22 protein-coding genes are annotated in these 24,425 nt (G+C 57.0%); 11 read left to right on the top strand and 11 right to left on the bottom strand.

Translation table 11 applies throughout. From position 1 onward, the window contains the following. Positions 1-19 precede the first annotated feature (19 nt). Positions 20-556: a hypothetical protein gene (locus H5P30_RS06720; RefSeq protein WP_185692178.1), complete on the bottom strand. Its 537-nt coding sequence runs from the start codon at positions 554-556 to the stop codon at positions 20-22. A 232-nt stretch (positions 557-788) separates the two neighbouring features. Here H5P30_RS06720 and H5P30_RS06715 point away from each other — a divergent pair, with 232 nt between their 5' ends. Continuing rightward, positions 789-1,322: an NUDIX hydrolase gene (locus H5P30_RS06715; protein WP_185692177.1), complete on the top strand. Its 534-nt coding sequence runs from the start codon at positions 789-791 to the stop codon at positions 1,320-1,322. 36 nt (positions 1,323-1,358) lie between these two features. Here the strand turns inward: H5P30_RS06715 and H5P30_RS06710 are convergent, their stop codons facing one another. Continuing rightward, positions 1,359-1,970 (bottom strand): hypothetical protein, encoded by a 612-nt coding sequence (locus H5P30_RS06710; RefSeq protein WP_185692176.1) that lies wholly within the window; start codon positions 1,968-1,970, stop codon positions 1,359-1,361. 457 nt (positions 1,971-2,427) lie between these two features. On the opposite strand from H5P30_RS06710, the gene H5P30_RS06705 reads away from it, so the two are divergent. The 3 genes from H5P30_RS06705 to dprA all read left to right on the top strand — a co-directional run bounded on the left by H5P30_RS06705 (position 2,428) and on the right by dprA (position 5,861). Further along, positions 2,428-2,745, top strand: coding sequence for a co-chaperone GroES (locus tag H5P30_RS06705; protein WP_185692175.1), 318 nt, complete (start codon positions 2,428-2,430; stop codon positions 2,743-2,745). A gap of 38 nt (positions 2,746-2,783) precedes the next feature. Beyond that, a complete protein-coding gene (gene groL, locus H5P30_RS06700; protein ID WP_185692174.1) occupies positions 2,784-4,412 on the top strand; it encodes a chaperonin GroEL in 1,629 nt (542 codons plus the stop codon). A 288-nt stretch (positions 4,413-4,700) separates the two neighbouring features. Next, the gene (gene dprA, locus H5P30_RS06695; protein WP_246459446.1) at positions 4,701-5,861 is read left to right on the top strand and encodes a DNA-processing protein DprA; all 1,161 of its coding nucleotides are present in this window, start codon (positions 4,701-4,703) and stop codon (positions 5,859-5,861) included. Between the two features lie 70 nt (positions 5,862-5,931). Here the strand turns inward: dprA and H5P30_RS06690 are convergent, their stop codons facing one another. The 4 genes from H5P30_RS06690 to H5P30_RS06675 form a co-directional block, all read right to left on the bottom strand. Further along, on the bottom strand, positions 5,932-6,276 hold the full coding sequence (locus H5P30_RS06690; protein ID WP_185692173.1) for a histidine triad nucleotide-binding protein: 345 nt from the start codon (positions 6,274-6,276) through the stop codon (positions 5,932-5,934). Between the two features lie 60 nt (positions 6,277-6,336). Continuing rightward, positions 6,337-6,825, bottom strand: a complete 489-nt coding sequence (locus tag H5P30_RS06685; protein WP_185692172.1) for a hypothetical protein — start codon at positions 6,823-6,825, stop codon at positions 6,337-6,339. Next, complete coding sequence (gene nrdR / locus H5P30_RS06680; RefSeq protein ID WP_185692171.1) at positions 6,822-7,271, bottom strand: transcriptional regulator NrdR; 450 nt, start codon at positions 7,269-7,271, stop codon at positions 6,822-6,824. The genes H5P30_RS06685 and nrdR overlap by 4 nt, the downstream gene beginning before the upstream one ends. Positions 7,272-7,544: 273 nt before the next feature. Then, the gene (locus H5P30_RS06675; RefSeq protein ID WP_185692170.1) at positions 7,545-8,141 is read right to left on the bottom strand and encodes a glutamine amidotransferase-related protein; all 597 of its coding nucleotides are present in this window, start codon (positions 8,139-8,141) and stop codon (positions 7,545-7,547) included. Between the two features lie 109 nt (positions 8,142-8,250). Here H5P30_RS06675 and gcvPB point away from each other — a divergent pair, with 109 nt between their 5' ends. The 3 genes from gcvPB (at position 8,251) to H5P30_RS06660 (ending at position 13,074) form a co-directional block, all read left to right on the top strand. Next, positions 8,251-11,253: an aminomethyl-transferring glycine dehydrogenase subunit GcvPB gene (gene gcvPB, locus H5P30_RS06670; RefSeq protein ID WP_185692169.1), complete on the top strand. Its 3,003-nt coding sequence runs from the start codon at positions 8,251-8,253 to the stop codon at positions 11,251-11,253. A 69-nt stretch (positions 11,254-11,322) separates the two neighbouring features. Continuing rightward, entirely contained in the window at positions 11,323-12,465 is a 1,143-nt protein-coding gene (locus H5P30_RS06665) for a hypothetical protein (protein WP_185692168.1), read from the top strand. Between the two features lie 75 nt (positions 12,466-12,540). Further along, complete coding sequence (locus H5P30_RS06660) at positions 12,541-13,074, top strand: lytic transglycosylase domain-containing protein (RefSeq protein ID WP_185692167.1); 534 nt, start codon at positions 12,541-12,543, stop codon at positions 13,072-13,074. Here the strand turns inward: H5P30_RS06660 and H5P30_RS06655 are convergent. From H5P30_RS06655 to H5P30_RS06640, 4 genes are all read right to left on the bottom strand, one after another. Next, the gene (locus H5P30_RS06655) at positions 13,041-14,273 is read right to left on the bottom strand and encodes a DUF2851 family protein (protein WP_185692166.1); all 1,233 of its coding nucleotides are present in this window, start codon (positions 14,271-14,273) and stop codon (positions 13,041-13,043) included. The genes H5P30_RS06660 and H5P30_RS06655 overlap by 34 nt on opposite strands. Before the next feature lie 4 nt (positions 14,274-14,277). Continuing rightward, positions 14,278-14,778, bottom strand: a complete 501-nt coding sequence (locus H5P30_RS06650) for an NYN domain-containing protein (RefSeq protein ID WP_185692165.1) — start codon at positions 14,776-14,778, stop codon at positions 14,278-14,280. A 202-nt stretch (positions 14,779-14,980) separates the two neighbouring features. Next, positions 14,981-16,975 (bottom strand): heparinase II/III family protein, encoded by a 1,995-nt coding sequence (locus tag H5P30_RS06645; RefSeq protein ID WP_185692164.1) that lies wholly within the window; start codon positions 16,973-16,975, stop codon positions 14,981-14,983. Further along, positions 16,959-17,213: a hypothetical protein gene (locus H5P30_RS06640; protein WP_185692163.1), complete on the bottom strand. Its 255-nt coding sequence runs from the start codon at positions 17,211-17,213 to the stop codon at positions 16,959-16,961. Before H5P30_RS06640 ends, H5P30_RS06645 begins: the two co-directional genes overlap by 17 nt. A gap of 137 nt (positions 17,214-17,350) precedes the next feature. Between H5P30_RS06640 and H5P30_RS06635 the strand changes: the two genes are divergently transcribed. The 4 genes from H5P30_RS06635 to H5P30_RS06620 all read left to right on the top strand — a co-directional run bounded on the left by H5P30_RS06635 (position 17,351) and on the right by H5P30_RS06620 (position 23,886). Beyond that, positions 17,351-18,856, top strand: coding sequence for a TolC family protein (locus tag H5P30_RS06635; protein ID WP_185692162.1), 1,506 nt, complete (start codon positions 17,351-17,353; stop codon positions 18,854-18,856). 88 nt (positions 18,857-18,944) lie between these two features. After that, positions 18,945-22,019: a thiamine pyrophosphate-dependent enzyme gene (locus H5P30_RS06630; protein WP_185692161.1), complete on the top strand. Its 3,075-nt coding sequence runs from the start codon at positions 18,945-18,947 to the stop codon at positions 22,017-22,019. Next, positions 22,016-22,915, top strand: coding sequence for an archaeosortase/exosortase family protein (locus H5P30_RS06625; RefSeq protein ID WP_185692160.1), 900 nt, complete (start codon positions 22,016-22,018; stop codon positions 22,913-22,915). The genes H5P30_RS06630 and H5P30_RS06625 overlap by 4 nt, the downstream gene beginning before the upstream one ends. Continuing rightward, the gene (locus tag H5P30_RS06620) at positions 22,912-23,886 is read left to right on the top strand and encodes a purine-nucleoside phosphorylase (RefSeq protein WP_185692159.1); all 975 of its coding nucleotides are present in this window, start codon (positions 22,912-22,914) and stop codon (positions 23,884-23,886) included. The genes H5P30_RS06625 and H5P30_RS06620 overlap by 4 nt, the downstream gene beginning before the upstream one ends. On the opposite strand, the gene def is transcribed toward H5P30_RS06620, so the two are convergent. Further along, a complete protein-coding gene (gene def / locus H5P30_RS06615) occupies positions 23,840-24,424 on the bottom strand; it encodes a peptide deformylase (protein ID WP_185692158.1) in 585 nt (194 codons plus the stop codon). The genes H5P30_RS06620 and def overlap by 47 nt on opposite strands. Between the last annotated feature and the right edge of the window lies 1 nt (position 24,425).

The following is a 24,425-nucleotide window of genomic DNA, read 5'->3' as shown; positions in this document are numbered from 1 at the left end:
GCTTCGAATCTTGCCTGAACTAATTTTCAGGCTCGAAGCGGTAAAAAGCAGGAACTTCTGTGTATCGAAGCCGAGAGCTATCGACGATATGATTCGGGGCCAAGTAAACCGGGACTAGGAGCCCTTCGTTTTCTTGGACACCTGAACTCGCCTGCGACAGGAAGTTATCATAGCCTTCCTTATCCTTCTGGACCTCTCCGCCAGCCTGATCAAGAGACATTCCGACTTTTGTGCCAGATACTTCCATCTCAACCATCCAGGCAAAAGGCTCCACGTCCAACTCATCCCGATCCCGAATCACACCGGGGAGGAAGAAATAAAGAGAGTAACGCTTCGATTGCTCGATCGAGACCATACGCACCGTTGACCGGTAAAAAGAGAGCGGAGACTGCCCCTCGGCTGGATTCTTCACCTTATAGCAAAGAGTCAAAGTGAGGAGGACATCATCCATGTAGTCCTCATCCCGCGCATCCGGCAAAGGATTGCGTTCAGGCGAGATCTGGACAGTTGCCATCATCCAGTCGTCGGGACCACGATCGAATCTAACATTCGACACTTCGATTTCCGGCGCATTTTGAGCGAGAGCCGAAATCGAAGAAATGAATGTCAGAAGCAGTAGCAAAGGGGATTTCAATGCAGAAGCCATCGGCGCTGATAACGCACAAACCCTGGCGATGGGGCAAGTCTTTTTCCGCAGATATGTGATGTTCCGATAATTTTACTCCCTTTTTTTACTATCTATATCTTTTTCCGTGCGCCCCTGAGAGCAGATACGCAAAGTAGAAGCGATGAACCCATTGAAGGACCTACCTTTTCGAATCAGCACCCTGGTTTTCCTCCGAGACGAGGAAGATCGCTTTCTCCTCCTCCATCGGAACCGAGCCCCTAACCAAGGCAAATGGAGCCCCATTGGAGGCAAACTCGACATGATGATCGGAGAATCTCCCTTCGAATGCGCACGGAGAGAGACTCAGGAAGAGGCCGGACTGACCATTTCCGATGAGGATCTTCATCTATTTGGATACGTATCGGAGAAGAACTACGAAGGGGAGCGCCACTGGCTGATGTTTCTCTTTCACTGTCGCCGCAAACTTCAAACTCTACCTCCCGATATGGAAGAAGGACGCTTCGGCTTTTTCACCCGTGAAGAAATTCGTTCGCTTCCAATTCCAGAGACGGATGATCGACTAGTCTGGAGCCTCTTCGATGAGCATAGCGAAGGATTTGCCGGGCTCCGCGCAGATTGCGCCGATCCTGACAATATGGTCGTCACCCAAGAAACCAAAATCAGCGAATTAAAGACACCCTTCTTTCCAAGCTAAGGACTCCGCGTTGCGGATGCCCGCCCTACTCGAATATCAGTTCCAGATCAGGAACTGATCGGACATCCGATTAAGCGCCCGTCGGCTCGATGAAAAGGCGTCGCTGAGCTGGCGAAAACGGTCTTCGAGGAGAAACTCCCGCGCCAGTGGGTGGTTTCCCGCTTCTCGAAAGATCCCGGCGCCAAAGTCTTCGTAATACCCCAACCCCGGGGCTCCCCTTCGCTTCGAACGCTCCTCCAGATGAGCGTAAAAGATGCCCGTCGCCACCAGGAGAAAATTTCCGATCTGGACCGAGAGGAAGAAACGCTCGTAAGGGCTGGTGGCCCGACTCAGGTCCTCTGCCAGATCAATCACAAAAGGCAGAGCCGTCCGACCGCCTTTCTTCAACCGCTGACTTAGCGAGAAGTCCGTGAGGGCCCCGGCAACATAGTCGGCCAGATCCGGATCTTCCAATCCCCGATCCCGAAACACCCGGCGCACCAGAAGATAAAAGTAGAGAAACTCCGAAATGCCCAAAGTTCCCCGTCCATTGAGAACAACATTGAGGATTGAAGGACCATCCAACAGCCGGTCAACCGTCTCCGGATCGGTTAAGAGAGCGAGAAGAGCTACCGCTTCATTCTCTCCGTGGGCCAAGTTATGAATCAAAAAGTCTAGATCCCCCCGAGGGAGGTGAAACCTGCGTCCTGTATCTGAAAGGTTCATCAGTAGACCACCTATGAATAGAGATTAGCATAACCGATGCCATCTGCGAGAAAGAATTCCCCTTCTCCGTTTCAGCCAGAATCCGCGACATGTGAGACATCCCACCAAGGAAAATGAGACACCAATACGGGACATTTGTCTCTATCGCGTGTGCTCCAGATCGTCTTCACATCCTGCTCCACCCGCCCCCTACCACTATATTCAACTAACCACCAACAACTTACAATAATAGCCCCATCCCTCGGCACACGGAGTGCTGATAGAAATCACTATTCGCGGGGGTGCGATTTTATCTGGTTGTTTTGGTCCTGTTTCTTCAATGCCTCCCGCGACACCCGCATCCGCATTGAAACCGTCCCTCCACAGGGGATCCAAAACCAATCAAATCAGAAAGAAAATCATGAGCACCGCTACAAAATCCAAGAAAACCGCCACCATCCGCCCTCTCGGAGACCGAGTCCTTCTTCGACGAATCGAAGAAACCGAATCTGTCCGCGGGGGGATCTACATTCCGGATTCCGCGCGCGAAAAACCCCAGGAAGCTGAAGTCATCGCCCTCGGAACCGGTAAGACCAACGACAAAGGCGAACGAATCGCTTTTGAAGTAAAGGCCGGAGACCGAGTTCTCCTGAGCACCTACGGCGGGACCGAAGTGAAACTCGCCGAAGAGAAATTCATTCTCGTTTCGGAAGACGACATTCTCGGAATCATCCTTTGAGACTCCCCCTTCACCTTTAATCCAGAATCCATACCAACATGGCTAAAAAACAAATTCTCTTCGACGAAGCCGGCCGTCGTAAAATCCTCTCCGGCGTACAAACTCTGGCTCGTGCAGTCAGCGTCACTCTCGGTCCGAAGGGCCGCAACGTCCTCATCGACAAAAAATTCGGATCGCCCAAGGTCACCAAGGACGGAGTTTCGGTTGCCAAAGAAATCGAGCTGAAGGACCCCTTCGAAAACATGGGCGCCCAAATGGTACGTGAAGTGGCATCCAAAACCGCAGACAATGCCGGAGACGGAACCACAACCGCCACAGTCCTCGCCGAGTCCATCTATCGCGAAGGACTCCGTTCTGTCGCATCCGGGGCAAACCCCGTCTATGTGAAGCGCGGAATTGACAAAGCAGTCTCCGCAGCCGTTTCCGAGCTTCACAAGATTTCCAAGAAGATCGATACCCGGGAACAGATTCGCCAAGTCGCAACCGTCTCCGCCAACTGGGACTCCACCATCGGCGACATCATCGCGGAAGCGATGGACAAGGTTGGCAAAGACGGGACCATTACCGTCGAGGAAGCCAAGTCTATCGAAACCACCCTCGACATCGTCGAAGGGATGCAGTTCGACAAAGGCTACCTCAGTCCCTACTTCGCGACCGACCATGAATCCATGGAATCGATCCTCGAAGATCCGTTCATCCTCCTCTTCGAAAAGAAAATTTCGAGCATGAAGGACATCCTTCCGATTCTTCAGAAAGTCGCCAAATCCGGCAAACCTCTCCTGATCATCGCCGAAGACATCGACGGGGAAGCTCTCACCACTCTCGTCGTCAACCGACTCCGTGGCACCCTTAACGTCTGTGCAGTCAAAGCGCCCGGTTTCGGAGATCGTCGCAAAGCCATGATGGAGGACATCGCCGTTCTCACCGGTGGACGGTTTGTCACCGAAGACCTCGGCATTAAGCTCGAAAACACGAAGCTCTCTGACCTCGGCAAGGCCAAACGAGTCACCGTGACCAAAGAGCATACCACCATTATTGAAGGGGCGGGAAAAAGCTCCGACATCCAAAGCCGGGTCAAAGTCATCCGTCGTCAGATCGAGGAAACCTCCTCGGACTATGATCGCGAAAAGCTTCAGGAACGCCTGGCCAAGCTGGCCGGAGGCGTTGCGGTGGTCAACGTAGGAGCCGCCACCGAAGCCGAAATGAAGGAACGGAAAGATCGCGTCGATGACGCCCTCCACGCCACCCGGGCCGCCGTCGAAGAAGGGATCGTCCCCGGAGGCGGAGTCGCACTCTTGCGCACCGCAAAAGCCATCGAAAGCTTGGCGAAAGGACTCTCGGAAGATGAAGCCACTGGAGCAAGGATCGTGCGTCGCGCCATCGAATCACCTCTGCGTTGCCTCTGTGCAAATGCAGGGCTCGACGGAGCCATTCAAGTCCAGGAAGTTCTACAGGCCAAAGGAAACCAAGGTTTCAACGTAGCCACCGGCAAATACGAAGACCTCGTCGCCGCCGGAGTCGTCGACCCGACCAAAGTCACTCGCACCGCTATCCAAAACGCCGCCTCGGTCGCCGGTCTCCTCCTGACTACGGAGTGCCTGATTGCCGACAGCCCAGCGAAAGAGATTGCTAACGCTCCCGCTGGCGACATGGACGACGACTACTAAGTCTCGTTTCAAAAACCAGAGTCGTATTCTTTTCAGGCGGCACCCCATCGGGTGCCGCCTTTTCTTTGGCATTCCCCAACCTAAAGCGGTAGCCAGCTCCGAGCGGTGGCCAGCTCTGGATGCCTCTTTGACATCCACAGAGATGGATTCCCGCCGAAAGCCCCCACTTCACGGACTTCGGGAAGCCATCCCAAACCATGTCAACCAATTTACCTCTGTTATCTTAAACCCTAAAAACGGAACAGAAATCCACTATTTCGACCGAGCTCCAATTTCAGAATTGCCGCAATGGGTCTCCTCTTTTTCTCTTGGGACATGGAATCCAAACAGAAGCATTCATCTTCGGAGGAGGATGCTTGGATCATCCTAAATGGAATTCCTCACCTCGGGCCCGTTACCCTTCGCCGACTATTTGACCACTTTGGCCCGGATCCATCTACGATCCTCTCGGCCTCTGAAAGAGAGCTTACAGGTGTCGAGGGAGTCGGCCCCAAGATCGCGCGCGCGATCCGAGCTTGGGACGAGCATTTCGATCTGGAGCGGGAGAAGAGATCGATCGCCAAGCACAATGCCCGCTTCATCCGGCAAACGGATCCGGACTATCCCGCACCTCTCCTTGAAATCTACGATCCCCCGATCGGACTCTACTCCTTGGGTGAGATGTGCTTCCGGGATCCTTCGGTTGCGATTATCGGGTCACGGCGGACCACCCTATATGGGCTCAGGACGGCCAAGGAGATTGCTGCCGGCCTGGCGCGGCGAGGCATCTGTATCGTGAGCGGGCTCGCTCGCGGGATTGACGCCGCAGCACACGAGGGTGCCCTCGAAGTAGGGGGTCGCACGATCGCAGTTCTCGGCAATGGAGCAGATATCGTCTATCCGCCCGAGAATTTGGAGCTTTTTCAACAGATTCGGGCTGAAGGCACCATTCTCAGCGAATTTCCCTTTGGATATCGCGCAAATCGGCAGACGTTTCCGATGCGCAACCGTATCGTCGCCGGGATGTGTCAGGCTATCTTGGTTGTCGAAACGGATATTTCCGGTGGGAGCCTGATTACCGCTCGATTCGCCGGAGAACAGGGACGCCAGGTGATGGCCATTCCGGGCCGGATTGACCAGTCTACAAGTGCGGGATGCCACCAACTGATCCGAGACGGCGCCACCCTCGTCACTTCTGCAGACGAGATTCTTGAAGAATTGCGCGTCGGCGAGCTTCCTCTGGGCGATGCTCAGCCCCAACGGTCGGAAACGTCTTCCGCGGACCTTTCCGACCTGACCCCGGACGAGACGACCATTATGGAAACGCTCCAAGGAGGGGAGATTCTCCACCCTGACCAGATTGCCAACGCTACCTCCCTGCCTTCCTCAACCGTCAACTCCACCCTTCTACTGCTGGAACTTCGGCGGTTCGTTCGCAAGCGAGGGGATGGGCGTTTTGAAACCCGCTAAATCTGCAGCCGTACTCGACTGTTCTCCTTGAAGGAAGGGCTCCCTTCGAGGGGTTGCAGGGAAAAAGCGATCAACCTGGAGGCCACGCCAAGGCGCGCCCACCCAGCACATGGACGTGAAGATGAGGAACACTCTCCCCGCCATCCTTACCATTGTTGATGACGATGCGGAATCCACCCTCCAATTCCATCTTTTGCGCCATCTCGGCGGCAACGAGCAAGAGATGACCCAGCACGCCCTCATCCTCTTCTTCAGCTTCGGCAATCCGCGGAATGGGATCCCGTGGAATCACCAGTAAGTGAACCGGAGCCTGCGGATCGATATCCCGAATGACGATACATTGGTCATCCTGGTGGACGTAATCGCCGGGGATATCCCCATCCATGATTTTTTGAAACAGGGTTCTTTCGCTCATAAATGGAATCTTATTCGACCCGTGACTCCCACGCAAGTGGCACCGAGCAACATTTCAGTCTTACGCGACAAACAAGGAGATGGGGGTCCCTGTCGCCTTCGCCCATTGATGGACTTGTTCTTCAAGGATTTGCAGGTTTTCCTGACGCTCGCGCTCTGCTCGGCGGCTCCATCGGCGTCCGGGGCTGCAAACCGCTTCACAAAGCCCGGTAACGAGAAGCACTGCGGGTCGTCCACGGCGAAAATCGCGGATCACCCGGTTCACCGCAGCTTGTAGCCAAAGCATACCTCCTGTGATCGCCCCCGCGTCCAGAACGCGGCAAGCAACCCCCGGATTGCCATCCTCATACCAGCGAACCAATCGGCGAACAACGCTCGCAGCCGGGACGATATCAGGAGTCTGATCTCGTTGCGCAAAATCCAGCATCTTCTCGAACTCCACTCCTTGGAAGTCCGACTCGGGAAACAAAATCCGCAGAGCTCCGTGCCCGGCCCTGATCTCGCTCAGACGTCGAAGATCGACGCGATCTGTGTTTTTCCCACGACTCATTGGTTCAGGACCGAAATCTCCTGCTCCAGCTCGGCGATATCACGAATGTCTTTATAGGCGATGGCAAACCGCACGTAGGCGATCTGATCGATCTGCTTCAAACGATTCATGATTTCTTCCCCGATGGCGCGACTCGGAATCTCGTCGAAAAATTCTTTCTGCAGACAATCGACGATGTCCGCGATCATCATGTCGATCCGCTCCATCTCAACCGGGCGGCCTTCGATCGCTTTGCGAATGCCCTTGAGCATCTTCGATCGATCAAAATCTTCCCGACTCTGGTCCATCTTGATGACTCGGAGATTCTCCCGAAGCACTTCCTCAATCGTCGTAAACCGATACTCGCACGACAGGCATTCACGCCGACGCCGGATGGAGGTCTCGGATTTTCCAACGCGAGAATCAATGACCTTGGTTTCGGTCGAACTGCATTTGGGACATCTCATTAATCGATCTTGTTATTCTTCACTAAGATATGAAATTTAGAATGGTTTAAAACGCAACCCGAAAGAGGTCAGCCATCCGCGCCGACGATTCCAGAGGTCCACAAACAACCCAACTCACCTATAATCCGATGGCTACCAATTCGTTATAGAAACAAGTTTCATTTAAACCAACGCCCCGCATGGTGAAAAAACTCTTCTCGATCCGAGGTTCGAGATCGGGAAAGCCCCCCAAAGATGCCGTCCGCCCCCGAGGTTAGCTCTAATCAGAGCGCATTAGGCCACCGTCTGAGACTCGGGGATGAGCCCGGCCATACGGAGGAAATTGGCGAGGATCTTCTTTCCCTGAAAAGTCGCCAGCGATTCGGGGTGAAACTGAACCCCATGCACCGCAAGCTCCCGGTGTCGCAGGCCCATGATCTCGCCCTCTGCCGTATCCGCGGTGATCTCGAGACAATCAGGCAGCGACGGGCGATCGACGATCAGAGAATGATAGCGCGTCGCTTCAAACGGATTGGGTAATCCCGCGAACACACTCTGCTCGGTGTGTTGGATCGGAGAGGTTTTTCCGTGCATGAGCCGATCGGCCCGCACAACTTTGCCACCGAAATACTGGCCGATGCACTGATGCCCCAAACAAACCCCGAGGAGCGGAACCTTCCCGGCAAAACGCTCGATAAAGGCCAGACTCTGACCCGCTTCATTGGGCGAGCAGGGTCCGGGGGAGATCACGATAGCGGTCGGATTGAGCGCCTCCGCCTCGTCCGCCGTGAGCTGGTCGTTGCGATAGACACGCGGCGGCGCTCCCAGTTCGCCGAAATACTGAACTAGGTTATAGGTGAAGGAATCGTAGTTATCGAGGACGAGAAGCACGGAGGAAAAGAGTGATGAGACAAAGCCTTCCGGTCAAGAACGTGCAGGTTTCTTCATTTCACCTATTTCAAGGACTTGCACACGACGGGAGTCCTCCTAGCGTAGCTGCATGCCTGAAGATCAGACGCTCCCTCCGCTTCTTACCGAAAATTTTCGCGAAACCGCCCGCCACTACATTCCGCTCAGCCCGGAGGAAGAGTCCACGATGCTCGCCAAGGTCGGGGTGAAAACATTGTCCGATCTCTACCAACACATTCCCCAGGCGATCCAGTTTCAGTCGGAGCTCCCGGTCCCCGAAGAGCTGAATGAATCCGAGACCCGCGCCCATGTCTCTCGGTTGGCAAATGCGAACCGTCCCTTGCCCAGTTTTGCTTCCGACGGACTCCCCGATTGGACCCAGCCGGAGATCGTCGCCCGCGTTTCAGCACTTCGCCGGCTCGCCACCAGCTACACTCCCTACCAGCCGGAGCGGAGTCAGGGCACTTTGACTGCCCATTGGATCTACCAATGTCTGCTTTCGGAGATCACCGGATACGAGGCGGTCAACTCTTCACTCTATGATCGCTCCACCGCCTTGGTCGAAGCCTCCTTCTGCTCCCTTCGCCTCAAAAAGAAATCTTCCCTGATCGCCGTCGCGGGTTCGCTCGAGCCCTCGGACCTCGACGTGCTCGACACCCATCTCGCCGATACTGCATTTGATGTCCTTCGCATCGAATGTGACCCAAAGACCGGTCGGATGAATCCGGAGACCGTCCGCACGATTCTAGCCGAGCAGGCCGACGAGATCTCCGCCTTTGCCTTTCCCCAGATCAATACCTTTGGCGTTCTGGAAGAAGTCGATGCCCTCACCGACCTCTGCCGCGAGATCGGCGTTCGCAGCATCGCCGTCATCGATCCCTTTCTCCTCGGACCCGGCGGCCTCCAAGCCCCAATCCATTTCGGAGAAGCGGGAGCGGATATCGCCATCGGAGAAGGCCAACACCTCGCTCTCGAACCCAATTTCGGAGGTCCCGGCCTCGGTCTCTTTGCCATCCGCTTCGACAGCAAGCACCGCAATGACATTCGCAACGCCCCGGGACGTTTCGTCGGAGGAGCTTCCGATCGGTCGGGTCAAAGCGGCAAGGTCATGGTCCTCTCAACCCGCGAGCAACACATCCGCAAGGAGAAGGCTACCTCGAACATCTGCTCCAATCAGGCCTTCCTGGCCACCCTCGTTGGTGCAGCTCTCCTCCGCCGCGGCAGCGAAGGGCTGAGGGAAGCGATTGCCTCGGCTCGCAGCAGCCTGCAGGCGTTTCTCGGAAAACTCCCGGAAATCCCCGGAGTCCGCTGTGCTTTCCCCGAGAGCCCCGTCTTTACCGAGATCACCCTCGCCACCGATTTCCCGGTTCGCGACGCTCTCGAAAAGGGTTTGGAAGCCGGAATCCTTGTCGGAACGGACGTCAGCGCGCGGATCCCCAGTTCCCAAACCTCCTTTCTCAAGCTCACTTTTACCGATCGCACCACTTCCGAAGATCTGGAAACCTTGATCTCGGTCCTCCAAGCCTGCGCAAAGGAAGGTTCGGCTTCGGACGCCGCGTCTGTCGCCGAACCCCCCGCTTCCGCCCTCCGCAGCGAAGGGCCGGAGATTCCCCGATTCTCGGAAGAGGAGCTATACGCATACTACCGGAAACTCGACGCTTTAAACGCCGCACCGGAAGAAGCGCCCTACCCGCTCGGCTCCTGCACGATGAAGTACAACCCGTACCTCAACGAGTGGGCCGCCGGCCTCGAAGGCTTCACCCGGATTCATCCTGCGGCGCCGGAGAGTTGCATACAGGGATCTCTCGAAATTCTCTTCGAAACCCAAGAGTGGTTTAAGAACATGACTGGCCTCGCCGGAGTGACGACTCAACCCGTCGCCGGAGCCCAAGGAGAACTGGTCGGACTGAAAATGTTCCAGGCCTACCACCGTGCCCGCGGCGACGAGCACCGCAACGTCATGCTCATCCCCCGCTCGGCTCACGGCACCAATTTCGCCACGGCGGCCATGGCCGGATTCCCCGCAGGACGGGGGATTGCCCTTCTCAAAGCCGATTCCACCGGGTGCATCGACCCCGAAGATCTCGACGCCAAGATCGAGGAGTTCGGTCCCCGCATCGCCGGGATCATGATCACGAACCCGAATACGGGCGGCATTTTCGAAACTGCCTTTGCCGAAATCGCCGAGAAGGTCCACAAGGCGGGCGGCCTCGTCTATCTCGACGGTGCCAACCTGAACGCCATCGCGGGCTGGATCGACCTCGGGGCCATGGGCGTCGACGCCGTCCACAGCAACCTTCACAAAACCTGGACCATCCCCCATGGCGGCGGAGGCCCTGGAGACGGAATCGTGGCCGTCAGCGAACGCTTGACCGACTTCCTTCCCGGGAAGCAAATCATCCGCAACGGCGACCATTTCACCACTATCACACCGCCCTCTTCGATCGGCACTTTCCACCGGCATTGGGGTAACTTCGCCCACAAGGTTCGCTGCTACACCTACCTCCTCCGCCTCGGCAAGGAAGGCATCCCCCGGATGAGCGGAACCGCTGTCCTCGCCGCCCGTTACCTGCAGAAGTCTCTCGACGACCAGTTCCCGCTTCTGCCGACAGGAACCGATGCGGCTCCCCGGATGCACGAGTTTATCCTCTCCCTGACCGAGGAACAATTTGAAGCCCTCGAAAAGGTCGGCGTTTCCCGCCCGCAGGCGATCCCCTCGTTTGGGAAAATGTTTCTCGATTTTGGCTACCACGCTCCCACGGTTGCCTTCCCGGAAGCACTCGGCCTCATGTTTGAGCCGACCGAGAGCTACACTCAGGCCGAATTGGACCGTCTCGCCGAGACGGCCAAAGCGATCGGCGAGCTGGTGATCTCTCATCCCGAGATCGTCCGAGACGGCCCGCACTTCACCCCGGTCAAACGATTCGACGAAGTCTCGGCCAACCGCAATCCGGTCCTTCGGGAGTCGATGGCCACGCTGCCGGAAACGCCCGCGATCGGGCCGGCCTCCTGCGAGCTGCTCGCCCGGCCCGTTCCGGAGATCCTCGCCGAACTTCGCAACCTGCCCATTGCCGCGGAAGCCGTCGAGGCTTGAGCCATGAACCGACCGCGGATCGCTTCTTGATCGACCTCTCGTCCAGAATCCCCACGCTCAACAAGATTCATGGCTGCCGGTCAAAAATCGAAAAAGTCGAAGGGTCTCCTCCTGGTCATCCTCACCGCCCTGGTACTCGGCCTGATCGGTTTTGCTCTCTGGCGCGGTTCTCTTCCTTGGCGAATCATCTCGCAGGGAGCGCCCCCTGAGGCGACGTGGAATCTCGATGGTGATTCACTCAGCGTCCGCCCGATCCGCTGGACGAACCAATCTCTCACGATTCTCGCCGACTCGATCACGGCGGAAAACCGCTGGCTGGATCTCATCCTCGAGGGATCCATCAACCTCGTCCGCCTCAAAAAGGCTCGGATCGATTTCAGCGAAGCCCCCGAACGTTTTCAGCATATCGATTTTTCCCGTTGGAAAGATCTTCTGGATCCGGCCCGGCTCCCAATCGAGAAAGCCGACCTCTCCGGCGCCTCACTGAATCTTTCGATCTTCCCCTCGGCCCTTGAGACCGATCTGACCGCTGTCCGCAATCGATCCGGAGCCATTGACTCCACCGCCCGCGTGACCGGGGGAGGCCTTACGGTGCAAGGATTCCTCCGTCTCGGTTGGGATTCCCTCGAAAACGGCGGTTCCTTTGAGGGCTCCTACGATCGCCGATCCAACCCCTACTTTTTCTCCTTTTTCGACGAGCAACCCTTTCGGTCCCTGCTGCAACCTTTTGGTCAGATCGAATTCGAGGGAAGCTTCGTTCTCGATAAGAACTGGCAGTTCTACCAAGGAATCCGCCTCATCACTGCCTCCGAGCGAGAGCAGGATTTCGCCGGTCAGACTCTAACCGAGCTCGCTTTTTCCGGGGCAACTGTCTTCCCCAACGTTCTTACCCGCGAGAATAGGGCTCTCCTTGAAGGCCTCCTTCCCGACGAGACCACACTCTTCCGTATCGAAGCGCGCCGGCGGGGTGATGGTCCGATCATCATCCAGGTATCGATCAATCGGAACCGCCTCTTTGAGATGGATGCCGATTCGTGGCGCGCTGGAGCTCGCGCTCGAGTCTTCGTCGAAAAGACAAACATCACTATCGACGGCACGCTTTCACCTCAGGATTCGGGCGGGATGATCTTCCTCCCCGACGCCTTTCAGCCTGACAGCCTTCCCTCTTTCAACCTCCCCGGCATCCTCGAAATCGGCGAAGCCTCTACTTAAACTGCGCGGCGCAAAGAACCACCCCGGGACTTTGCACCGCGCAGGTGCGCTCCTCACCCCTGCTGCCACTTTACCATGCTCAATCGATCCGCCCGAAATTTCCTTCCCGTTCTTTTGATCGGGACGGCCCTCGTTCTGAGCAGCTGCTCCCGTCCGGAGAAGAAGATCATTCCCGCCGAAGACGTTTGGGCCTACATCCTCAAGCGAGCCCCGGAACATCAACTCGACCCCGGATTCGTCTATTCCATCGCCTTCGCCGAGAGTTCCTTCAATGCCTACGCCGACAGTGGAGTCGCCCGCGGAATCACTCAAATGAGCGAGGATGCCTGGACGACGGTCACCGATATCTCGTACAAACGAGCCTGGAACTGGCGGACCAATCTCAATACGGCCATGCTCTACTTAGCGCATTGCCGCGAAGCATTGGTCGACGCCCGCCATTTCAACTACCCCCTCCTCGCAGCTTCCTACCGCTATGGCCCAGGAGCTGTCAAAAACGCGAACTACACCCTCTCTCGGTTACCCAAACCGACGAACAAAATCTATCAGGAGATCTTCGCGGGCAACATCCAGCCCTACGCACCGCCGAGTGCCGACGACGGATCGTAATCCGGTTCGAGAAGGCGAATGATCCCTTGCGTCCATCCGTTGCACAACGGACGCCCAGGCCCCGTCACCTCCAACACCTTCAGCGTTCGCTTCATTCGATCCGGCACATCCCCTACCGGCCAGACGAACCAGCCGGGAAACCCATTGTAATCCGGAAGCTCCGCCGCCAAAAACGGCAATAAACCATCTCCGATCCAAGTGTGGAAACGGCTCCCGACCACGCCGGGAGCAAAAATCGCTCGCCACTCCTCTTCCTGCTTCGAAAGCTCCCACTCCTTTCTCCGGCGGGCCACCCGGAGGCTCGTCATCTCGAGACTTCCTCCCTCCGCCGAACGACGCCAAGGTCGCTCAATCAAACGTTCCGGGCCGTTCAACTGACCACCGGCAATCCATTGCCCATAACTCTCCAAACGACGACGCGGGTGGTTCGCAGGCCGGCATCCCGCCAAATGCCAATCGTCCTGGAAGGATGCAAAAGCCTCCGCCGCCGTCTCCATCGGGGCTTGCTGCCACTGCTCGAATGGATAAGCAATCGCCAAGCGGCTCATGGTCGCACGATTCCGCTTCAGCCCGAGGGTTTCCAAAAATATCTGATGAAAAGTCGCCACCCGTCCGGCCACTTCCACCCGTTTTTGCATCACGCCCACTTTACGATCCCACCTCTCGCGGGCGGCTCGGACCAAGACGCTCTCCCGGGCTTCCGGCGGAAGATCGAGGAGAAAGGTCAGCGAATCAGGCAACCCTTCATCCAACAACTGATCGACTCCCTGATCGTCAAAATAGGTCTCCAAATCACGATCCAGATACTTGAGCCATTCCAGCGTCTCGAAGGTTGATCCCGCCTCGCCTTGGTCGAGATCGTCACGCCGATCGGGAAAGAGCACCACATGGAGAACCACCTCATCAAAATTCGGATCTATCCCGTGTTTGTGCCGGAGCCAATCCCGCTCATGAAGGTGGATCTCTACATCTCCATGACAACGACGCCCATCCAGGACGAGAATCGCGTCCCGAAAATCGGGACCTTCCTGAAAGTTCCAACGTCCCGGATCCAAAACTTCCAAAACCTTACCCGAACGGGTCACCAGACCCTCCTGGCGAAAGGAGCGAGTCGCCCAAATCCGTTGGACCTGCTTTTCCGCGAAAAAAACTGGACCATAGAGCCCCGTCAGCTCCTCGACTCGATTTCCCGAATTCATACCGTCAAGAAGACTCCTCCGGCACCCTTGGCATCTTCCACTGATCGCCGAGGGAGGATTTCCATTTTGGCGTCTTGCCCGCTCCCAATCGCGAAGAGGTCCGACGTTCACACCTCCCAACCCAATCCTCGAACCCCCGCCCATCAATCGAGAACGAACCCCGGGCTGCCGCCGCCTCCCGAATCATATTATCCCGCGAAGCCACCGTCACCGATTCCGGGACCCTGGTCTTCGCCAAAAGCTGCTCTATCACTCCATCCGCAGAAAGCTGCCGGGGAGCGTAAATGACGGAAAACGTCGGGCGATTGCAGGGATTTTCCACTTGGATCCGTTTCTCCCGTCCGTCAAAAACCACTGTCACTCGAAGCCCATCCTCATCATGAATCGTCCGGGCCATCTGGACCAGACTGTCACAAGCAGCATCCGGACTCTCTTCCAGTACCCGGCTCAAAGTAGGAATGCCATGAATCATGTTATAGCCATCGATCAAAAGATGCTTATCCATTTGCTTCTTCACCTCATTCCCCTCGTCAAACCCAGTCCGAACGGCTCCACCTAAAAGTCAAGAAGAACGAACCGAAAGCGGAACGAGAATCATCACAAAAAATACCTTAACGCTATATCTACGATGTCAATCATTTTAGAACAGAGATCTTTAATCCCATAAGGCCCTATGCTTCAGAGCCTTACCTTTCACACCAATCCAATCAGTCCACCTCCAAGGAATACTCATGGAGTTTCCCTTCGCTAAGAATCTCAAGACGAGAACCTTGATCGGTGACAGAAAGGAAGGCCTGATCGATATCTGCATCCTCTGCGACCAGGAGCCATGCGAAGACTCCGGAGGTGGCGGCGGGGGTGCGGAAGATCAAAACCGAGTTGGGCAAACGCTCATTGTACTCCGGTGAATACCAGCCCTCGATCTCACCCTTGGATTGGCCCCGAACTTCTTTCCCGGTCAGGGTGAGGTTGGATGCCACAGACCATTGGGCCACCGGACCTTCGGAATCGCTGGCGACCCAGCCTTCCGGCGATTTTTCCAATTTTAGATCCGGGTGAAAATGCCAACGAAAGTTGGCTTGATCCGGCACCGCAAAATCCAAGTAGTCGACGATCCAGAGGAATCCCGGCCCCAAGGCGACTTTCCGCGAATGGGTTCCCGACCAAGGTCCCGATTCTCCCTCCCGTAAAGGCATCTTGGCCGAGGCGACCAAGAGTTCTCCGGAGAAATCGGCTAGGTTTTTCTGCGGCTCAAAGGTTTCCGGATCCGGGGAGATCCGCTGATAAGTGTCGAAGGTAGGAACATTGTGAGCTCGGGGTCCCCGGAAATATTCAGCCCACTCGTCGTCTCGATAAACGTAGCGCCCGGAATCAACGAGCAAATTTTTGCCCATAAGACTAGCGGACACGTGAAGCCGATCCTCTTGCTGGTGATCGGTGCCGAAAGGCCCCGCATCAAAGAAAACCCAATCTCCCAGCGGACCCCAATCCGTTCGGAGGATGACCTGACCCGCCCACGGAAAAACCCGCGAGGGTAAACCAGCAGGACGCTCTCCCTCCTCTCCGCCGGTGGCAATATAGCGCCAGTCGGGCCGAAAATAAAAATCAGCCAAGGGCAGAAGCTGCTCAGCGTTGGGCTCGAGGTCCGAATCATTGTTCAAAGGCCCTGTACCATCCGGACGGGTAACCCAGGCGTAGTAATCCCAAATCAACTCCATCCAGGGAAAGATTCGATCCGCAGCATCGCCCGCGTCGGCTCCGACTAGGATACCATAGAGCCGCTGAAAGGATGAACCCGCAATCCATTGATAGTGGTTGGCCAACTCCTTATGAGCCCCATCTGGATAGACCTGACGCTCCATCTCTTCGAGCGACCGCTCTTCGGCGTAATCCAACCAGCCCGGAGCCTCGCGAAACTCGGGCCAAACCACAGATATCGCGGCGAGGGCCATCATCTCCGTGACCAAATGGTTCCCCCCGAAATGGTGATGGTCCCGCAAATAATTCGCGTGACGGGCGGCACCGGCGATTACTGCGAGCTCCGCCTCATCCCCGAAAGCAGGGTTTCCCCGCAATTTGGCGTAAACGGGAAGCCAGGAATCCACATAGCGCCGCGCTGCCTCCAGTGCCCGCCACGATGCGGAAAAACTACGGCGATCCGGCGGGGGATATTTCCAGAACCAATCGACCAAATAGTCTCCCAAACGGTTCACGAACTCTTCGTGACCCTGCACCTCGTAAAGGAGAAGCATCTCACGAAAGAATGCGTGCCGGTTCAGAAACCAAGCCCATTCATTGCTGCCCTGAGGGCCCTGATATTCCCAATCAATGGGTCCATCCGGCTCGGCCGCCTGCCCCTTCACCCCCTGAAAAGTAAAGCTGCCCCGCCAGGCATCCAGCCCCGATACCAGCAAAGCCTGTTCCGTAGGCAAAGGCTCCGGCAAGGCGGCTTCCGGAATCTCACGATTCCGAAAATAAGTAAGAACGGCTTCCTGGGCCTCGGCGACATCCCCTTCTTCCCAACAGGCAAAAAATGGCTGTAAGCCCTCGATCTCCGGGTTCAGGGATTCGGCCAACTCCGCGAGAAGAACCTCATTCGGATTCTCCGGCCGAACCGCTTCCTCCTGACGCAGACCACAGCCCGCACAGAGGAGAGAAAGGAGGACCGCCGAAACCCGGAAAATCTCAATCGGTCTCCGCACTCTCGAGTCCCCGGGCCAAAAAGCGTCCAATCGGGCGGGCAAGAAGCAATACAATCAACCCGGCGAGGGCCAGAATCACCGGTGGCAAAACCACGGTGAGGAGAAACGTTTGCCAATAAACCAAACCCACCTTGCCCCACGACGCTGCGATCGCCGTGAGCAATCGCAGCAGTCCACTGAGAAAGAGAATGAGCCCGGCCAACCGCACCACGACCACTGAAAACTGGAAAACCTTCACGCCTCATCCATGACAGCCCGCCGGAATGGCCGCAAGTTCTGAGGTGCTTTCCCGCAAGCAAGTTTACGAATTTACCGCCCAGGAGTGCCTCACTTCTTGACCTAAGCGCCAACCGGAACTAACTCTCCGCTTTTCCGATGCAATCTTTGCGCACGATCCTCCTCTCCCTGTTCATGGGCACTCTTGCGCTCCAAGCGGTGTCTGTGCCGGTCGTACCTCAATCCGCCGTCGAGGCTCCTCCGCCTCCGGTCAACCCGGAGATGCTGTCCACGTTGGTGAATACGCAGTCGGAGTCGGCGCCCAAGCTCGATATCGCTCAGGCGATGAAGCTGGCGCTTGCGAATAATTTCGATCGGAAGATCAGTCAGGAGAATGTCGCTTCGGCCCGGGCTTCGGTCGAGCAGGCCCGTGGTCCTGTCCTGCCTCAGGTTTCGGTGGGCGTGAACTACCAGCAGGTGAATGAGGATCAGTATGCGGTTGAGGCTGGTTTCAGCCCGGAAAAGCAAACGGCCCTGAGCCTCAACGCCAGCCAGATGATTTACAACGACACGCAGGTGACCGCGGTTCGCTCCTCCCGGCGTCAGTTCGAAGCGGCCCAAGAGTCGGACAAATCCGTGGCCCTGGACATCGCCTCCCAAGCGGGGCTCGCCTACATCAAGGTCCTCTCCATCCTTTCCAACCTGGAGATTGCCGAGGACAATTTGCGGATCACTCGGGAAAATCTTGAGATCGCGCGCATCCGTCGCTCCGTCGGAACCTCGGGCCCGGAAGAAATCCTCCGCTTCGAGTCCGAAGAGGCCCAGCAGGAGAGCGAACTCTGGTCGCAAAGGAATCGCCTCCACAGTGCGATGAACGACCTGAACCAAGTTCTCGGCGAATCCCCCGACCGATCCTGGAACTTGGAGGACATCACCCTCGAATCGGCCGTCTTCAATACGAGCCTTTCGACTCTCATTCCGTTGGCCAGTTCCCAAAAATCGTCGGATCGCTTTCGCATGGCGAGTATCGCCTACGCACTCTCCCGCTCACCGGAGGTCGCCTCCCTCGGCTATTCTGCAGCGGCCCAGCAGCTCCAGCTCGATGAGAACCGCCGCAGTTTCTTCGTTCCTGATGTAGAAGCCTCTTTTCAATATAGCCATATCCTCGATTCGGAATATCCGTCTTCGATCAGCACCCCCGAGGAGGACGATACTTGGACTTTTCTTATCTCGGCCTCTCTCCCTCTTTTCGAAGGCGGGGCCCGATTTGGCAATATTCGCCAAGCCCGGGCCGGTCTCCGCTCGATCCAATGGCAGGACGCACAGACACGCCAAGCCGTATCGGTCAATGTGAGCAATTCCCTCGCGGCCATGGCCAGCTCCTGGCAATCCATCCGGCTCTCCCGCATCGCTTCCGAGCGGGCCGACGCCAATCTCGAAATCGTTCAGGAAAAATACGAGCAGGGCAGCGTTTCCATCGTCGATCTCCTCGACGCCCAGAATAATGCGCTGGTCCAGAAACTCACGGCTTCGATCGACCTCTACCGCTTCTTCCAGGATCTCATTTCCTATCAACGCTCTCTCTCCTGGGCCGAACCCCTCGCCGACGAAGAGGCACGTCAAGAGTTCATCGAAGATTTCCGGGCTCGACTTGACGATGTCTGATAACAAAAAGTAGCTCTTTATATTCTAGTCTGCAGGAGCAGAAAACCGCTTGAGTTCAGTCGACGCAGCTACGATGATCCCGAACTTCATGGCATCGCCAAACCCAACCAGCCACCGCGACTTAGATCGCGACACCAAATTGCGTTTTTTCCGGCTCATGATCGAGAGCCGGATGGGGGACCATCGCGAACAGAGTCTTCTACGGCAAGGGCACGGATGGTTTCACGTCGGCGGAATCGGACACGAAGCCGTCTCGGCCATCGCTTCTCACCTCGAGAAAGACGACTTCGTCGCCCCCTATTATCGCGACCGTGCTCTCGTCCTCGCTCGCGGGATGACGACCCACGACATCGCGCTCACCTTTTTCGGCAAACGCTCTTCCTCCAGTGGCGGGCGTCAGCTTCCCGGGCACTTTAGCTCCCGGAAGAACAACATCTGGTCGCATCCATCACCGGTAGGCTCCCATCTCCTGCCTGCCTGCGGGATCGCCTGGGGCATTAAGCTCGACGGCAAAAACAACGTCGTCGTCGCCTCGACCGGTGAGGGCGCCTCACGCCAAGGTGACTTTTTCGAAGCCGCCTGCGTCGCGATCGAGAAGCAACTTCCCGTAGTCTTCGTCGTCGAAGACAATGGCATCGCCATCAGCACGCCCAATCGCAACGCGAACCCACTGGCCCTCGGAGTCATGGACAAAGAGCGCTGGGTCCAAGTCGATGGCACTAAGGTCGCAGATGTCTACCACGCGGGTGCCGAGGCAGTCGCCAAAGCCCGCTCCGGCGGTGGACCGAGCTTCCTCTGGCTGGATCTCGAGCGCGGCACCAGCCACTCCAGCGCCGATGACCACCGTCTCTACCGCTGCAAAAAAGAACTCGAAAAAACCGAGGAACGCGACCCGATCAAATTGCTCCGGGAAGAACTCCTCGCCGAGAAAATTCTTACGGAAGAAGAAATTTCCGAAATCGAGGCGGAGGCCAAAGAGAACGCCCGGCAGGTCTACTTGGAGGCTCGCAAAGCCGATGATCCCGAGGAATCCGAAAACTCTCTTCACCTCACCGATCCCGCTCCTCCAATCGCCCAGCGCCCACCGGTGCAACTCGGTGAACGGACACGGATGCTGGATGCGGTAAACTCGACACTCAAGGAAGTCCTGAAGCGCAACGAGGACTCGATCTTCTACGGTCAGGACATCGCCGATCCGAAGGGAGGCGTTTTCCGCCTCACTGCCGGCCTCTCAACAACCGACCCGGATCGCGTGGGCAATTCTCCGATCGCGGAATCGACGATCATCGGTCTCGCTTGCGGTCTCGCCTGCTACGGAAAGAAGCCGTTTTTCGAGATCCAATTCATCGACTTTATTGGACCTGGCTGGAATCAGCTCGCCAACAACCTGGCCAACCTTCGCTGGAGAAGCTTCGGCGAATGGAACTGCCCAGCCGTCATCTACGCCCCCTATGGAGCCTACCTCCCTGGTGGTGCTATCTGGCACAGTTCGTCGGGTGAAGGACTTTTCGCAAATCTTCCCGGGCTGACGATCGCCGTCCCCAGCACTCCGGAAGACGCTGCGGGTCTCATCTGGAGCGCCAACCAATCGACCGACCCGGTTCTTCTTCTCCTGCCCAAGCACTTGATGTGGGATGAACAGAAGCTTCCCGAAAAAATCCGCTCCGCCCCCATCGGACGCGCCCGCGTTCGCCGCACTGGCCACATGGTCACCGTAGTCGGCTGGGGCAACTGCATCGAATTAATCGAGGAGAGTATCGAAAAGCTCGGCGACGACACCCAAGTGGAGCTCATCGATCTGCGCACGATCGTCCCTTGGGACCGCGAAACGGTGATGAACTCTGTCCGCAAGACTGGGCGTCTCCTGATCGTGCAGGAAGATTCTGATCCTTGCAGTGTGGGTCAGGCCATCGTCTCCGAGGTCATTGACGTGCCGGACATCTGGCCACGACTCCAAGCCTCTCCCCAGATCATTTCCCGCCAGAACACTCCGATCGGTTTCCATCCGACCTATGAGTATACGGCTTTGCCGGATTCCGATACGGTTCTTGAAGCGATCCGCTCGCTCGTCGCGACGCAGGCATCTCCCTCGGTCGCGGAACCCGCAGCGGCTCTACCGACTCCTCCGGCTCCCGAAATGATTATGGAGGAGGAAGCTCCTCCCCCTCCCCCGTCTGCCAACCTGATCAAGGTTCCGGTGCTGGGCGAAGGGATCACCCGAGCCCGACTTCTGACCCAATTTAAGAAAAAGGGAGAGTCCTTCGAACCGGACGAATCCATTTGCGAGGTCGAAACGGATAAGGCAGTCTTCCCGATTGAGGCTCCGGAAAAGGGAACGCTCGTCGAGTGGCTCTTCGAGGAGGGCGACGACGTTGGCGTCGGAGATGATATTGCCCGATGCACTTTCGCCTCACATACGCGCGCCGAAGAGGAAACAAGCGCTCCGGTCAAAGGCGATGAAGCGGCGAACATCCGCAAATTTAAGCAATACGAAGCCGCCAACGGCGAGATTGCCAAGACCTCTGGGCTTTCGGCCGAGATCATCCAGCAGATGCAGGGATTGGTCCCGGCGACCATTATGGTCAAAGCCAAGTGGGAACCGATCCGGCTCCTGCGCGAACGGATCAAGGCCAAGAACCAAAAGGCCCCCAGCCCCTCCGCGATCGTCGCCTGGTCTCTGGTTCAGGCGATGAAGAAGCACCGCCGCTTCACCCACACGCTGTTGATGGGGAAGATGCCGCGGGCGATCGGCGACTTTGACCTGGGTGTCGCGGTCTCTCTTCCAGACGACCGCCTCGGCACCGCGATTGTTCCCGACGTCAACCGCCGCGAATGGCCCGAGTTTGCCGATCTCTTCCGTAAAGCGGTCGATGACACCCGTAAGGGCCGATTCCAGCCGAAGACGCGGATCCCGATTTTGCTGTCGACCATGGGTCAATACGATGTCCAGTCGGCAACCCCTATTGTTGTTCCCCCATCGATCGCCACCCTCTTCGTCGGGTCTGCTCACTACGAGCTCGACCCCGAGAGCCAAGGCCAGAAGTCGCGGGAGGTCGTGCGCCTAGTGCTCACCTTCGACCACCGCTGGATCAATGGAGCCGGTTCCGCTTCCTTCCTCAGTGAAGTGAAGAATAACCTGGAGAACTTCGATATCGCGGATTGAGCGACCCGAATCGTCAGGCTGTAGCCGCCCGGATGAGGCGGCCCGAGTTCATCCTTTTCGCCATTCTGGCGTTTGGGCTCCTCGGTTGGTTCTACGCAAACCTGCCGGATGCCCTACGGCATGCCGATCAAATCATCAATACGGCGATCCTTCTTGGTCTTCTCTGTATCTACCTGATTTTCGATTTCCGGCCTCTCTTCGCCCCACCCGATCAAAAATCGACGGGGACCTATGCCTGGGCCGCCGTCGGTCTGGTCTGCGCCATTTCGGGGACCTTCCTGCCCCAGCCGATTGCGAAGGTTTTTCTCCTCTTTCTCTCTGTCTGTTGTTTTACCCGGGCGGCGGGCGGCGTCCTTCTCGAGGCCTCGAGTCGGCGTCTGCTGAACTCCCTCTTCATCGCATTCACCCTCTTCGGGGCGCTTCTGGTCAGCCTACCGCTCCTCGATATGCCGCTCCGGATCATCACTGGACGATGGTCTGCCCAGATTTTCACCTGGCTTCAGCACGATACGGAACTCGGATTCATCACTAAAGAGGGAGTGCCCATGCTCCTCCTCGTCGTAAACGGACGTCCGTTTCACGTCGCGGCCGAGTGTAATGGCTTTGGTCTTTTGGGGACCTGTTTGGTCTTCACCTGTGCCTTTATCTTTTACCGAAAGGTTCCGTTCCTCGATTCGTTTCTTCTCCTCATTGCCGCGGTCTTCGTCGCGGTCGTTGGAAATCTGGTTCGCATTTTCATCATCGTAAGCCTCGCTCCCAAGGTAGGGGATCACTACCTGCTCATGCATGAGATCGTCGGCACCATCACGTTCTATGCTTTCCTTGGCCTGCAGTGGTGGTTGGTTTCCGGATTTGGACGAACTCCTCGGCCCAAATCAACCGAAGAGCCTGCATGAAGCCCGCGGTCGTTCTCGTCACCCAGTTCGAACCGACCAATGGCCAAACTGGAGAGTTTAGCCGATTTCGGGAGGCATTTTCCCTCGAACCGATTCCAGATTCCCCGCTTCCCAATCTCCTCTATACCAACTCCGACGGGAGCATCCTGGGAATCATAGCAGGAGTCGGTGCGGTTCAGACCGCCTCCGTCATCACTGCCCTCGGGATGTTTTCCCGCTTCGACCTTTCCGATTCTCTCTGGCTGATCTCCGGAATCGCCGGGGGTGACCCTGCCCGTTCCGCCCTCGGCTCTCCAATCCTGACAGACTGGTGTGTCGACGGAGACCTCGCCTGGGAAATCGATGCCCGCGAATTGCCAGAGGATTGGCCTACGGGCCTGCTACCCCTCGGGGCCAAAGCACCCTACTCTCCTCCGGCCACTGATGGGGGCGTATTCGGTTCCCGCTACGAATCCACTCCGCTGCCCAAGGACGTTCTCAATTGGGCTCAAAAACTCGCGGCCTCCGTCCCTCTCGCCCAGAGCGATGAGGCTCGCAAGGAGGGAGAGCGTTATTCTGAAAATCCTGCGGCGGCCAGCGAGCCCTGCCTTCAAGTAGGAGCGACCCTCTCGGCCGTTCGTTTCTGGCACGGCCACCTCATGAATGAATGGGCAAACCGGTGGGTCGAACTATTTACCTCCGGCCAGGGCCAATTCCAGAGCTCAAACATGGAGGACAGCGGGACCCTCTTCGCCATTCGATTCCTTCATCGGCAGGGATTGGCCAACGCCGATCAGGTTCTACTGATCCGGACTGTCAGCAATTTCACCCGCCCACCGCAAGGGGAACCGGCAGTTTCGACTCTGATCGCGGAGGAGGGCGAAGCCCATTTTCCCGGATTTTCGCTCGCCCTCGAGAATGGCTTCCGGGTTGGAGAAAAATTGATCAGGAATTGGCTCGCAGGGGATCGTCCGCCTGGCCGAGGCGTTTAAGCTTACGCACCTTGCTCCTTATCCGGGCAAAATCTGCTTTCTCCATCCGGTCGATAAAGAGAATGCCATTTAAGTGGTCCACCTCGTGCTGAATGCACCGCGAAAGCAAACCTTCGCAAACGAGATGGTGCTCCACTCCCTCCAGATCCTGATAAAAAACTTCGATGACAATCGGGCGCGTCACGTTCCCCCGCACTTGGCGAAATGAAAGACAGCCCTCTTCCATCACCTCCATTTCCACCGGTGTTGGCAGTTCGATTCGGGGATTGACCAAAACCAGCGGCATCAAAATCGCCGGTGGGATCCTCCGCCCGTCCAGAACGGCTTCGCCCGTATCATGAGCGGCTTCCCCGAGCTCAACCACGCAGAGACGAATCGCTTTTCCAATTTGTTGCGCCGCGAGTCCGATGCCTTCGTGTTTGTGCATCGTCTCCAGCATTTCTTCCGCCAGAGCCTTCAGCTCCCCATCAAATTGGGTGATTTTCTCCCCCTTTTCGTGAAGAACTCCCTCGCCATACTGTGTTACGCGCAATCCCATT

It is taken from the genome of Puniceicoccus vermicola (assembly GCF_014230055.1).
Taxonomy (GTDB): Bacteria; Verrucomicrobiota; Verrucomicrobiia; order Opitutales; family Puniceicoccaceae; genus Puniceicoccus; species Puniceicoccus vermicola.
Note: the sequence above shows the minus strand (reverse complement) of the source record. Positions and strands in the feature narration are given on the sequence as shown.